The sequence below is a fragment of the Bradyrhizobium sp. KZN70725 genome (assembly GCF_055264925.1).
The window spans coordinates 159,221-172,407 of the sequence record NZ_JBUYWT010000015.1 but is presented as its reverse complement, the minus strand read 5'-3'; the positions used below and the strand labels follow the sequence as shown (position 1 = coordinate 172,407).

Sequence of the window (13,187 nt, the reverse complement as noted above, 5' to 3'; positions counted from 1 at the left end):
TGAACACCATCAGTTTGAGGGACGACCGCCTTCCAACCAACAGGCCGCTCGCGAGCGCGCTTCCAAATTGCGCCGTAGCGAGCGGGCGGCCGGCCCGTTACCCCATCTACGAAGGCGTGAGCCTACCCACCTGCCCAGACGTCGAGCACGTAGCGGTTCCTGGTGCCCATTTCCTCGATCCAGCGCGCGGCGGCGTCAGTGTCGACACCGGTGCGCTCGCGATAGATCGACATCAGGGTCGCCTTGACGTCGGGCTCCATCCTGCCGCCGTCGCCGCAGACATAGACGATCGCGCCCTTCTGGATCAGCTCCCAAACCCGGTCCTTCTGCGCGGCAACGAGGTGCTGCACATAGGTCTTCGGGCCATCGGCACGCGAGAAGGCGGTGTGGAGTTCACTGACGCCGTCGGCTGCGAACGCCTTCAGCTCATCCGCATAGATGAAGTCCTGCTCGGGGTGCCGGCAGCCGAAGAACAGCATCGCCGGGCCCAGCGTCGCGCCCTGCGCCTTGCGCGCGGCGCGCTCCTGCAGGAAGCCACGGAACGGTGCGAGCCCGGTGCCCGGCCCGATCATGATGATCGGCACGGCGTTGTCGTCCGGCAGGCGGAAGCCGGCCTTGGTCTCCTTGATGGTGGCGTGGACGGTGTCGCCGGCGCGGCGGCGCGCCAGGTAGTTCGAGCAGACGCCCTTGTAGATGCCGCGGCCGGAACTTGCCGGCGCCTCCACCACGCCCACGGTGACGCTGCAGCGCTGCGCCTCGCCGGCCGGAGACGACGAGATCGAATAATAGCGCGGCGCCAGCAGCGACAGCATTTCGAGATAGAGGTGGAACGGCAGCTCGCAGGCCGGATATTCCTCGAGCAGGTCAAATACCGATTTGCGCTTCGCCAAGACGTCGGCGCGATAGCGCGCGGCCGAGGCATCGTCGTCCCCGACATAGGCCATCAGCTTCGGCTTGGTCACCGGGCAGCGAGTGTGCTCGGCCATGATCTGGATCTGCTTGCGGGTCGCGACCTGCTGCAGCTCGACGAACTCGGTGAGCAGCCGTCCGACCGACACGGCGTTGCCGATCGGCAGTTGCGCGCGGCGGCCTTCCGAGACCTGCAGACGGATCTGGTCGGCCGGCAGGAAGCCGAAGCGGCGCGCAACGGAATCGACCAATGTAGGATCGTTGCGCGGCACCACGCTGAGATGATCGCCGACGCGGTATTTCAGACTGGACGGCAGCTCGACCTCGATATGCCGGGTCGAACGCTCCGACGGATGAGCGCCTGCCTTGGTCTGCAGCTCGCTGTTGGCGAGCACCTTCATCGGCACCGCGCCGCCTTGCGTCACGATGGTGTTGACCGCACCCTGCGCCACCGGCTCGATCGCATAGAGCGGCTCGTCCTCGGCGGTGCGGGTGAAATTCCAGTCGATGCCGAATTCCTTGGTCGCGACCTTCGCCGCCTCCGGGAACCATTTCTGGAACTGGCCGTCGAGATCGCTGCGCGCATCGCCCTCGCCGCGCGGATAGACCGCGCGCGCGCCATGTTTGGTGAGCTGCTCGTCGATGAAGCGCGGCACCGACTGGTAGGTCGCCGCCCAATCGCTGTTGCCGCAGCCGAACACCGCGTAGCGGACCTTGGCGAAGGCATCCTTCGGCAGGTCGCTGTCGAGCCATTTGACGAACTGCGTCGCGTTGTCGGGCGCCGCGCCATTATAGGAGGCGCAGATGATCAGCACGCCGCCCTCCTCCGGCAGCTTGCCCACATAATCGTCCAGCGGACCCAGCCGCGTCGCGAAGCCGTTGATCTCCGACAGATCGGCCATGCGGGTCGCCAGTTCCTCGGCGGAGCCGAGATTGGAGCCGTAGAGCACCAGCATCGGCGTGTTGTGGCCGGGACGCGTGGTCGGCGCGCGCGGAGCCTTCGGCGCGGCCGCAACCGCGCCCGTGCTGCCGGCGAACGCGCCGCGGTCCTTGTCGTCGCGCGGCCGCACCTTGATCCTGAAGCCATCCGGCTTGACGGTCAGCGTCTCCTTCAGATGCATCTGGTAGCGATGCACGTCGATCAGCTTGAAGCGTTGCAGGATCATCCCCATCGCCAGCGCCGCCTCGTGCATGGCAAAGCCGCGGCCGATGCAGGCGCGCTGGCCGTTGCCGAACGGCTTCCAGGCATTGATCGGGCGCTTGGCCTCCGCCTCACGGCTGAAATTCTCGGGATCGAACACGTCGGGGTTCAGGCCCCAGACGCTGGGATCGCGATGCAGCGCCATCACCAGGATGGTGATGAAGGTGTTCTTCTTCAGCTTGTACTTGCCGCCGATCATCTCATCGTTGAGCGGCGCGATGCCGTAGGCCGGCGCCGGCGGCCACAGCCGCAGCGCCTCCTTCAGGCATTGCGTGATGTAGGTGAGTTGGGTCACCTGCTGATAGGTCGGCCGCGCATTGACGTCGGGACCGAGGACGCGATCGACCTCCTCATAGGCCTTCTTCAGCACCTCCGGGTGCTTCAGCAGCGCGTAGATCGTGCACGACAACAGGCCGCTGGTGGTCTCGTGGCCGGCGATCAGGAAGGTGTTGATCTGGTAGCGGATGTTGACGTCGTCGAGCTGCTCGCCGGTGGCGCGGTCGACGCCGGTCATCATCGCCGCCAGCATGTCCTTCTTGTCGTCGGTCGCGGCGGTGCTGCCGCGCCGCTCGGCGATGATCTCGTCGACCATCTTGTTCATGAAGGCGACGTCGTCGGCGAGCGTCCTGCGCCGCTTCTGCATCCACAGACCCTCGAGCGGCAGGCCGCGGGTCATCATGATGGTTTCGAGCGAGCGCACCAGCGATTCCACGAACGGGTGGTAGTCGCGGCGGTAGAATGAATTGAAGCGGTAGTCGAAGCCGCAGAGGCCGATGGTGTCGAGGGTGAGCGCCGTCATGTCGTGGACGACCTCGATCTCCTCGTCGGCGTTGAGGCGCTCCCATTTCTTGACCAGCTGCTCGGCGATGTCGACCATGCTCGGGTGGTACGACTGCATGGCGCGGTTGCCGAACGGCTGCATCAGGATGTTGTGCGCCTTGCTCCAGTTCGGCTCCTTAGTGTCGGCGGTGAACAGGCCGTCGCCGCCGACCGCACGCACCCGGCGCAGCGAGCCGCGCACCGCCTTGTCGAAGCGCTTCTCGTCGGAGAGCTCGTCGACGAGATCGTGGCCGGACACGATCACGAGCGGCGCGCCCATCATGTCGAGCCAGAAGATCGGTCCGAACTCCTTGGAGAGCTTGACGAGATGCTGCACCGGCGCGGTCGAGTCCAGCGACAGCATATTGCCGACCACCGGCTTCGTCGGCGGATGCGGAATCGGACTCAGTCTGTTGCCGGACGCCATTTTCGAAGTGCCCCCTCTAACCTCAGTCATTCCGGGATGGTCCGAAGGACCAGACCCGGAATCTCGAGATTCCGGGTTCGATGCTGCGCATCGCCCCGGAATGACGACGCCGTCGTCAGCCAAACCGCTTTCTGCGCCATTCGATCAGCTTCGCGCTGACTTCGTCAGGCTTTTCCTGCTGCGTCCAATGGCCGCTGTCCTTGACCAGGTACTTCTCGAGGTCCGGCACCAGCCGCTCCATGCCGTCGGCGGCCGAGGGCGGCAGCACCGCGTCGTTCTCGGCCATGATCATCAGCGACGGCACCCGGACGTGATGGTCCAGGCCGGCCGAGCGCTCCCAGTTGCGGGTGAAATTGCGATACCAGTTGATGCCGCCGGTGAAGCCGGTCTTGATGAAGGTGTCGACGAACACCTTTTTTTCGTCCGCGGACAGGACCGGCGTGCGCGGGTCATGCTTGGCGTCGTAGTTCGCGATCATCTGCGGAAACGCCAGGTTGAGCCGCGCCGAGGCGCCGACGCCGGCGATCGGCTGTTCGGGCGGCGCGTCCGCCGGACGCGGCACCGGCTTGCGCATGAAGGCGTCGAAGGTCTGCTCGACGCGGCTGCCGAAGATGCGGTCGGGCTCGCGCGCCGGATCCTGGAACTGGACGATGTACATGTGATCGCCGAAGCGCTGGCGGAACAGCGCGATCGGGTCCATCGGCGCGCGGTCCCAATGCGGCGTGTTGACGCCGACGACGCCGGCGACCCGCGCAGGATGCCTGAGCGGCATCTGCCAGACGACAAAGCCGCCCCAGTCGTGACCGACGAAGATCGCCTTGTCGATCTTGAGATGGTCGAGCAGGCCGACGAGGTCGCCGGTCAGGTGCTCCATGTCGTAGGCCTCGACCGGCTCCGGCCGGTCGGTCGCGCCATAGCCTCGCTGATCCGGCGCAATCACCCGGATGCCGGCCTCGCCCAGCGCCTTGACCTGGTGGCGCCAGGAGAACGCCAGTTCAGGCCAGCCGTGGCACAGCACCACCGGCGGCGTGTCGGTCTTGGGGCCTGCTTCATAAAACCCCATGCGGATGCCGTTCGTCTCGGCGAACTGCAGCGGTGGCATCTCAATCATCGACAGGGATCCTTATTCGGCTGCGCCCTTGATGTCCGCGGGCGGGGGAGCGAACGCCGCCTCGAGGACATCGAACTCGAGCGGCAGCATGTCGCACATCACCTGCACGTGGGGAATGATGTTGGCGCCCACGATGAAGCCGAAATCGAGCTGATCGCGGTAGCTCTGCACGGTGATGTTGAGCGCCACGCCGTGGGTCGAGATCGAAACCGGGAAGATGTGCAGCAGCTCGGCACCGGCCGCATACAGCGTCTGCCGCGGCCCCGGCACATTCGAGACCGTGATGTTGGTGGCCGGCGGCAGCACGTTGGAGAGGTCGGAGCGGCTGTAGAGCAGCGCCATGATCTGCACCAGGATCGGCGCGCCCAGCAACGAGATGTTGGTGACCTGCGGCACCAGGGCGCGCAGCGGATGCGACATCTCCTTGGACTTGGTCGACTGCGCGATGATGGTTTCGAGCCGCTTCCTTGGGTTTTCGATGTCGGTCGCGATCGAGCAGATCATGCCGAACACCTGGTTGTTGGATTCGGCGTTGCCCTCCTCGCGCAGCGAGATCGGAACGCCTGCCGTCAGCGACTTGTTCGGCAGCGCGCCCTGGCTGATCAGATAGCGCCGCACCACGCCGGAGGCGAGCGCCAGCACGACGTCGTTGAGCTTGCCGCCGGACGCCTTCGCCAGTGCCTTGGCACGCGACAGCGAGATCGAGGTGCCGGCAAAGCTGCGCTCGGACGAGATCGCCTTGTTGAGGATGGTCGGCGGCGAGGACATCGCCTGCAGGCTTTCGCGCGACCTCGGATCGGCGACCTTGGCGACGACGTCGGACAGGCTCTTCATGACCGTCGGCATGGAGCCGGCGAACTTCACCGCGCTCTCGATCTGGAACATGGCGTTGTCGAACAGGATCGAGCCGAGATCGCTCTTGCCGGAACGCGGCAGCTCCAGGCTCTTCTGCGCGGCGGCGGCCGCCTCGAACGGCTGGGTCCAGAGTTGCTGATAGGCGTCGATCAGATTGGCCGCGATGTCGCGCGGCTCCTGCGCGACTTTCTTCGCGCTCGGCGGCTCGATCTCGCGCGGCACCGGCGTCAGGTCGTAGATCATGCTGGTCAGCGCCGCGCCGGCGCCGCCGTCGATGCAGGCATGGTGCATCTTGGAATAGAGCCCGATCTCGTTGTCCTTCATGCCCTCGAAGACGTAGAACTCCCAGAGCGGGCGGGCGCGGTTCAACAGCTTGGCGTGCATCCAGCCGACGATGCGCTCCAGTGTCGCGCGATCGCGCGGCGCCGGCAGGCTGGCGCGGAAGATGTGCCGGTCGATGTCGAACTGATCGTCCTCGACCCAGGACGGGTGATCGATGTCGAGCGGCGCCTTCTGCAGGCGTGCCTTGAGGATCGGCGCGATGTGCAGCCGCGAGGCGATCATCGCCTTGAACTCCTCGAAGAAGTCGCCCTTGTAGCCGTCGGGCAGGCGGAAGATCGCCATGCTGCCGACATGCATCGGCATTTCCGGCGTTTCCAGATAGAGAAACGATGCGTCCAGCGAGGACAGCTTCTTGGCGTCGCTCATGGTCTCCTCCCGAGAGCCTACTTACGCGGGCGCCTTGGGCGGCGCTTCTCGTCGTTTGGTCAGGATAGTGCCTGTTCTGCCGGCCCGTAGGCAATGGCAAAGGGGCCCGAGCGGTCAAAATGCCGGAACTCCCCTTCCGGCTGGGCCAGCCGGTCCGCAATCGCCCACAGCGCCGCAGGATTGACGCCGAGGCCGATATGGCTGGCGAAATGCACCTCGATGTTCTCGGCGGTGGCCGACGGCCGCACGCGCGAGGTCCGCCAGTTCACGATGCCATCGGTGCGGGAATAGATCGAGGTCGTCGGCACCGGCATGTCGCCGGCGATCGCGGCGCGGATCTCAGGGATGTCGTCCACAGCTTCGCCGGACAAGAGCTCATAGAGCCGCGTCGCATTGGTGGCGCGGATGTCGTCGGCGAACGGGCTGCCCAGCGTCATGATGGAGCGCACCAGCTCCGGCATCTGCGACGCCAGGTCGCGCGCATAGACGCCGCCGAGGCTCCAGCCGATGATCGAGACCTTGCGCCCGGTCGCCTCATGGACCCGCTTCAGCAGGTCGCGCAGCGCAGCCCGCCTGCTGGAAATCCCGCCGAAATTGCGGCCCATGTTCCAGGCATAGGCATCGTAGCCGAGCTCCTTGAGATAGCGCCGCATCGGCGCCATCGAAAGGTCGCTGGCAAGGAAGCCCGGCAGCGCCAGCACCGGATGACCATCGCCCTTCGGCGCCTGCATCAGGAGGGGCGACAGCAGCAGGCTCGAATTGAGTTCGAGCACGCCGCGCGCCTCCGCCAGCATCAGGAACAGGCTCGGCGGGCGCAACCGGCGTTCGGTCCCATCAACGCTCCTGTCCATGTCGGTCACTATTTCTTCTTGCTCGTGCCGCCGAAGCCGGCCATCGCCACGAACATGTCCTGGAAGCGTTCGGCGAGCTTGGGATCGAAGGTGAACCAGCTCTGCATGAGCGATTCCGGTGAGATCTTGTCGATGTTCGACGTCATCTGCTGCTGCAGCTTGTCCATCACCGCCGCCTGCATCGGCCCCACATCGGGCAGGCCGAAGAATTGCCGCGCTTCGAGGGGCGTACAATCTATCTCGACGTTGACTTTCATATCCGCCTCCTCAAATGCGCCTTGGCCCGCCACAGTATCGCCGGGACGGGGCGAGTTGCGCAAGCGAGCCGTACCTGCCCCGGGGGGCAGTCGGCCTCAATCATCCGTTATGGTCAACCAAACCGTTTGGAGCGGTTGCTCGAGGCGCGCCGGTGATCATTCCCGTGACCGACAAGCGGCACTCCGAAAGTCGAATGTCACGCGTTCGCGCCAACAGCCTACTCTCCAAGCCGGTTCATTGCGCTGCACCCGCGCGGATGGGTTAACCCTTTGGCAGATCGCGCTTGCGCGGCCGGTAAACTCTGGCAACATGGATCAATAATACCAGCCGGACAAAGCAGCCGGCGGACAAAAACGGGGACGCGGGATTACATGTCGGGACGTTGGAGTTTGTTTGCGGCCACTGTCGCCGCACTCGTCGCCTTTGCTTTGCCGGCATCGGCCCAAACGTTGAAGTATGCGAACCAGGGCGAGTTGAAGTCGCTGGATCCCTACACGCTGAAGGAAACCACGACGATCGCGCACCACGCCCACGTCTACGAAGGCCTCACCGCGCGCGACAAGGACCTCAAGATCATTCCGGCCCTGGCGGAAAGCTGGGAGACGCTGAGCCCGACCAAATGGCGCTTCCATCTGCGCAAGGGCGTGAAATTCCACAATGGCGATCCCTTCACCGCCGACGACGTGCTGTTCTCGGCCGAGCGCGTCCGCGCCAAGGGCTCCAACTTCCTCAGCAACGTCCCGGCCGACGCCAAGTTCAGTAAGGTCGACGACTACACCGTCGACGTAACGCTCGACTCGCCCAATCCCATCCTGATCTCGCAGTGGGATAGCTGGTACATCATGGACAAGAAGTGGAGCGAGGAGAACAACTCGGTTGCACCGACGCCGGCCTCCGCGACCACGCCGAGCTACGCGGCGCTGCACGAGAACGGCACCGGCCCCTTCACGATCGAGAGCCACCAGCCCGGCGTGAAGACCGTGTTCAAGGCGTTTGCCGGCTATTGGCGCAAGCCCGAGCATAATCTCAAGGAGATCATCTTCACCCCGATCGGCTCCGACGCCACCCGCGTTGCCGCGCTGCTCTCGGGCGAAGTCGACGTGATCGAACCGGTTCCGCTGCAGGACATCCAGCGCGTCAATTCCAGCGGCGTCGCCACCGTCATGACCGCGCCGGAGATTCGCACCATCTTCATCGGCATGGATACGGCGCGCGACGAGCTGCTGTATTCCAACGTCAAGGGCAAGAATCCGTTCAAGGACATCCGCGTCCGCGAAGCCTTCTACAAGACGATCGACGTCGATCTGATCAAGACCCGCGTCATGCGCGGCATGTCGACCCCTTCGACGTTGATGATCGCCCCCGAGCTCTATCCGCTGTCGAAGGAATTCACCCGGCCGAAGCTCGATCCTGATGGTGCCAAGAAGCTGCTGGCCGACGCCGGCTATCCGAACGGCTTCGAAGTCACGATGGACTGCCCGAACGACCGCTATGTCAACGACGCCGCGATCTGCCAGGCGGTGGTCGGCATGCTGGCCCGCATCGGCGTCAAGGTGAACCTGCTGGCGCAGCCGAAAGCGCAGTATTTCGCCAAGGTGCTGAAGCCCGGCGGCTACCAGACCTCGTTCTTCATGCTGGGCTGGACGCCCGCGACCTCCGACTCGCACAACGTGCTGCACGACATCCTCGGCTGCCGCGACGATCCGAAGGATGCCACAAGGGGCGAGGCCAATCTCGGCGGCTATTGCAACAAGGAAGTCGACGCGCTCAGCGACAAGGTCCTGGTCGAGGGCGACACTGCCAAGCGCGACCAGTTGATCCAGCAGGCCTACGACATCGTCATCAAGGATTACGGCTACATTCCGCTGCATCAGCAACCGCTGGTGTGGGGCGTGTCGAAAAAGGTCAAATTGACCCAGCGCGCGGACAACCAGGTGCTGCTCTACTGGGCGACCAAGCAGGGTGAATAGTGGCTTTGGCGAATTGGGTCCCGAAAGCGCAGGCTTCCGGGACCTCGCGTTTTCCGGCCGCGCAAAGCCGCGCGCCGAATGTCAAAGGCAGTGAAAGGTAGAGATGCTGGCTTTCACTCTTCGCCGCTTCCTGCAGGCGATCGGCGTGATGCTCGCCGTGGGCGTGATCGCGTTCGCGATGTTCCGTTTCGCCGGCGACCCGGTGAACCAGATCGTCTCGATCGACACCTCGGCCGCGCAGCGCGCTGAGATCCGGCACTCGCTCGGCCTTGACGATCCCGTGCTGGTGCAGTTCGGCCGCTACTTCATCAATGCGCTGCAGTTCAAGTTCGGCGTGTCCTACCAGTTCCGCCTGCCGGTCTCCTCGCTGCTGGCGGAGCGGCTGCCGGCGACGCTGGAGCTTTCGATCTGCGCCACGCTGTTCGCGATGGTGGCCGGCATCCTGATGGGGGTCTATTCGGCGCTGCGCCGCGACACCGTGCTTGCCAAATTATTCCAGGCGGTATCGCTGATCGGCATTTCGCTGCCGACCTTCCTGATCGGCATCCTCCTGATCTATCTGTTCGCGGTGACGCTGGGCTGGCTGCCCTCCTTCGGCCGCGGCGAGGTGGTGAAGCTCGGGTGGTGGACCACCGGACTGCTGACCGTCTCGGGCCTGAAGGCGCTGATCATGCCGGCGATCACGCTCGGGCTGTTCCAGATGACCCTGATCATGCGGCTGGTGCGTGCCGAAATGCTGGAAGTGCTGCGGACCGACTATATCCGTTTCGCCCGCGCCCGCGGGCTGACCACGCGCGCAATCCATTTCGGCCATGCGCTGAAGAACACCCTGGTTCCCGTGATCACGGTGGCCGGCCTGCAGTTTGGCTCGGTTATTGCTTTCTCGATCATCACCGAAACCGTGTTCCAATGGCCGGGCATGGGACTTCTGTTCGTGCAGGCCGTGCAAAATGTCGATATCCCGATCATGGCCGCGTATCTGTTGATGGTCTCGCTGATCTTCGTCACCATCAATCTCGTGGTCGACATCCTCTACACCGTGGTCGATCCGCGCTTGCGCTCGACCGTCGGCCGCGCGGCGTGAGGGGCTGACCGATGTCCGATGCCGTCGTGCCCCATCGCTCCCAAGACCACCAGGCCCCTGCCGGCTGGTTCAGGCGCGGGCTCGACAGCGACATCTTCTATTCGTTCCGCCGCTCCAGGCTGACGATGGTCGCCGCCGTGATCACGCTGCTGTTCTTTCTGCTCGCAATCCTCGCGTCGTGGCTCGCGGTGCAGAACCCGTTCGACCCGGCACAGCTGCAGCTGATCAACTCGCGGATCGCGCCGCTGTGGACCGCCGATGGCCAAAGCCCGTTCCTGCTCGGCACCGACGAGCAGGGCCGTGACGTGCTCTCGGCGATCCTCTACGGCCTGCGCATCTCGCTTGCGGTCGGCCTGGCCGGCGTGGTCTTTGCCGGCGCGCTCGGCATCGCCCTCGGGCTGATCGCAGGTTATTTCGGCGGCGTGGTGGACACCGTGATCATGCGGATCGCCGACGTGCAGCTCACCTTCCCCGCGATCCTGATCGCGCTGCTGGTCAATGGCGTCGCCAAATCGGTGCTCGGCAACCGGCTCGACGAGATGAGCACGCTCGGCGTCCTGATCATCGCGATCGGCCTCAGTTTCTGGGTGCAATATGCCCGCACCGTGCGCGGTTCGGTGATGGTCGAGAAGAACAAGGATTACGTGGCCGCGGCGCAGCTGATCGGCCTGCCGGCGCCGAAGATCATGCTGCGGCACGTGCTGCCCAACACGATGGGCCCGATCCTCGTCATCGCCACCATCAACCTCGCGCTCGCGATCATCACCGAGGCGACGCTGTCGTTCCTTGGCGCCGGCATGCCCGACACCATGCCCTCGCTCGGCACCCTGATCCGGATCGGCAACAACTATCTGTTCGCCGGCGAATGGTGGATCGTCGCCTTCCCCGGCATTGCGCTGGCCGGCCTGATCCTCTCCATCAACCTGCTCGGCGACTGGCTGCGCGACGCCCTCAATCCGAAGCTCCGATGACCAAGCCTGTTCTTTCCGTGCGCAATCTCGAGGTGGAATTCGTCACCCGCCGTGCGACCTTGCGCGCCATCAACGGCGTGTCATTCGACATCGCCAAGGGCGAGGTGCTCGGCGTGGTCGGCGAGTCCGGCGCCGGCAAATCGGTCACCGGCCTTGCCGTGATCGGGCTGATCGATCCGCCCGGGCGGATTTCTGGCGGCGAGATCGAGCTCTCGGGCACGCGGATCGACCATCTGCCGCCGGAGGAGATCCGCCGCATCAGGGGCAGGCGGATCGGCATGATCTTCCAGGATCCGCTGACCAGCCTCAATCCGCTCTACCGGATCGGCGACCAGATCATCGAGACCATTCGCACCCACAGCAATCTGAGCGAGAGCGCCGCGCGCAGGCGCGCCATCGATCTGTTGGCCGAAGTGGGCATTCCAGCGCCGGAGAAGCGCATCGACGGCTACCCGCACGAATTCTCCGGCGGCATGCGCCAGCGCGTCGTCATCGCGCTTGCGATCTGCGCCGAGCCCGAACTGATCATCGCCGACGAGCCGACCACCGCGCTCGACGTCTCCGTGCAGGCGCAGATCATCGCGCTGATCAAGCGCCTCGGCCGCGACCACGGCACCGCGGTGATGCTGGTGACCCACGACATGGGCGTGATCGCCGAGACCTGCGACCGCGTTGCGGTGATGTATTCCGGCCGCATCGCCGAGATCGGCCCGGTGCAGGAGGTGGTGCGCAATCCGCTGCATCCCTACGCCAGGGGCCTGATGGGCGCGATCCCGACGCTTGCCGGCGAGGACAAGCGCCTGGTGCAAATCCCCGGCTCGATGCCGCGGCTGTCGGCGATTCCGCCGGGCTGCCCGTTCAATCCGCGCTGCGCGTTTGCCTTCGATCGCTGCCACGTCGAACGCCCCGAGCCGATCCGGCAGGGCACGCAGTTCGTTGCCTGTCATCTGTTCGAGCCGGCGAAGGAGACGGCGGCATGAGCGGGACATTGATCGAGGTCAGGAACCTGCGCCGCGTCTTCGACGTCTCCAAGCCGTGGCTCAACCGCGTGATCGAGGGCGGCCATCTCGAATTCCTGAAAGCCGTCGATGGCGTCTCTTTCGACATCAAGCGCGGCGAGACCTTCGCGCTGGTCGGCGAATCCGGTTCCGGCAAGACCACGGTCGCGCGCATGGTGGTCGGCCTGCTGCCGCCGAGTTCGGGCGAGGTCGTCATCGACGGGGTCTCGATGACCGATCCGCGGCAGGGCCAGGCGCGCCGCCGGCTGCGCCGGCGCATCCAGATGGTTTTCCAGGATCCCTATGCGAGCCTCAATCCGCGCTACCGGGTCGCCGCCATCGTCGCCGAGCCGATCCGCGCCTTCGACCTGATCCAGGGCGAGCGCGACATCAAGGCCCGGGTCGACGAATTGCTCTCGCTGGTCGGCCTGCACCCCGACGACGGCCAAAAATTCCCGCACGAATTTTCCGGCGGCCAGCGCCAGCGCATCGCGATCGCCCGCGCGCTGGCATCCGAGGCCGAGTTCATCGTCTGCGATGAGCCGACCTCGGCGCTCGACGTCTCCGTGCAGGCGCAGATCCTCAACTTGATGCGCGACCTGCAGGACAAGTTCGGCCTCACCTATCTCTTCATCAGCCACAATCTCGCGGTCGTCCGCCACATGGCGAGCCGGATCGGCGTGATGTATCTCGGCCGCATCGTCGAGATCGCCGAAGGGCGAGAATTGTTCGAGAACCCGCGGATGCCCTACACGAAGATGCTGCTCGGCGCGGTTCCGGATCTTGCGATGTCCGGCCGGCAGCGTATTCCGGTGAAGGGCGAAATTCCCAACCCGATCGATCCGCCGCCGGGCTGCTCGTTCAACCCACGCTGTCCCCTCGCCTTCGATCTCTGCCGCCAGAAGACGCCGGAACTGATCGACGGCGTCGCCTGCCATGCCGTCAACAGTCCCGCCGTCGTTCCGGCATGATCACGAGGATGGGAGCGGCCATGTGCACCAAGCGGTTGGCATACCAGCCGGCCT

10 protein-coding genes are annotated in these 13,187 nt (G+C 65.0%); 5 read left to right on the top strand and 5 right to left on the bottom strand.

The annotated features are described in order from the left end of the window. Nucleotides 1-122: 122 nt before the first annotated feature. From ACZBJS_RS17280 to ACZBJS_RS17260, 5 genes are all read right to left on the bottom strand, one after another. The gene (locus tag ACZBJS_RS17280) at nt 123-3,356 is read right to left on the bottom strand and encodes a bifunctional cytochrome P450/NADPH--P450 reductase (protein ID WP_463438925.1); all 3,234 of its coding nucleotides are present in this window, start codon (nt 3,354-3,356) and stop codon (nt 123-125) included. Nucleotides 3,357-3,471: 115 nt separating this feature from the next. Then, nucleotides 3,472-4,467 carry an alpha/beta fold hydrolase gene (locus tag ACZBJS_RS17275; protein WP_463438924.1) on the bottom strand — a complete coding sequence of 332 codons (996 nt, stop codon included), beginning with the start codon at nt 4,465-4,467 and terminating at the stop codon, nt 3,472-3,474. 12 nt (nt 4,468-4,479) lie between these two features. Then, complete coding sequence (locus ACZBJS_RS17270) at nt 4,480-6,030, bottom strand: WS/DGAT/MGAT family O-acyltransferase (RefSeq protein ID WP_456814131.1); 1,551 nt, start codon at nt 6,028-6,030, stop codon at nt 4,480-4,482. Between the two features lie 59 nt (nt 6,031-6,089). Beyond that, nucleotides 6,090-6,881: an alpha/beta fold hydrolase gene (locus ACZBJS_RS17265; protein ID WP_076827229.1), complete on the bottom strand. Its 792-nt coding sequence runs from the start codon at nt 6,879-6,881 to the stop codon at nt 6,090-6,092. Between the two features lie 8 nt (nt 6,882-6,889). Further along, nucleotides 6,890-7,138 (bottom strand): DUF6489 family protein, encoded by a 249-nt coding sequence (locus tag ACZBJS_RS17260; RefSeq protein WP_141340837.1) that lies wholly within the window; start codon nt 7,136-7,138, stop codon nt 6,890-6,892. 372 nt (nt 7,139-7,510) lie between these two features. Between ACZBJS_RS17260 and ACZBJS_RS17255 the strand changes: the two genes are divergently transcribed. The 5 genes from ACZBJS_RS17255 to ACZBJS_RS17235 all read left to right on the top strand — a co-directional run bounded on the left by ACZBJS_RS17255 (nt 7,511) and on the right by ACZBJS_RS17235 (nt 13,133). Beyond that, complete coding sequence (locus tag ACZBJS_RS17255; RefSeq protein WP_463438923.1) at nt 7,511-9,109, top strand: ABC transporter substrate-binding protein; 1,599 nt, start codon at nt 7,511-7,513, stop codon at nt 9,107-9,109. Nucleotides 9,110-9,212: 103 nt separating this feature from the next. Beyond that, nucleotides 9,213-10,193 (top strand): ABC transporter permease, encoded by a 981-nt coding sequence (locus ACZBJS_RS17250; protein WP_028331828.1) that lies wholly within the window; start codon nt 9,213-9,215, stop codon nt 10,191-10,193. Nucleotides 10,194-10,204: 11 nt separating this feature from the next. After that, the gene (locus tag ACZBJS_RS17245) at nt 10,205-11,164 is read left to right on the top strand and encodes an ABC transporter permease (RefSeq protein ID WP_463438922.1); all 960 of its coding nucleotides are present in this window, start codon (nt 10,205-10,207) and stop codon (nt 11,162-11,164) included. Further along, on the top strand, nt 11,161-12,144 hold the full coding sequence (locus tag ACZBJS_RS17240; RefSeq protein ID WP_141340834.1) for an ABC transporter ATP-binding protein: 984 nt from the start codon (nt 11,161-11,163) through the stop codon (nt 12,142-12,144). The genes ACZBJS_RS17245 and ACZBJS_RS17240 overlap by 4 nt, the downstream gene beginning before the upstream one ends. Next, complete coding sequence (locus tag ACZBJS_RS17235; RefSeq protein WP_456815838.1) at nt 12,141-13,133, top strand: ABC transporter ATP-binding protein; 993 nt, start codon at nt 12,141-12,143, stop codon at nt 13,131-13,133. Before ACZBJS_RS17240 ends, ACZBJS_RS17235 begins: the two co-directional genes overlap by 4 nt. Nucleotides 13,134-13,187 lie beyond the last annotated feature (54 nt).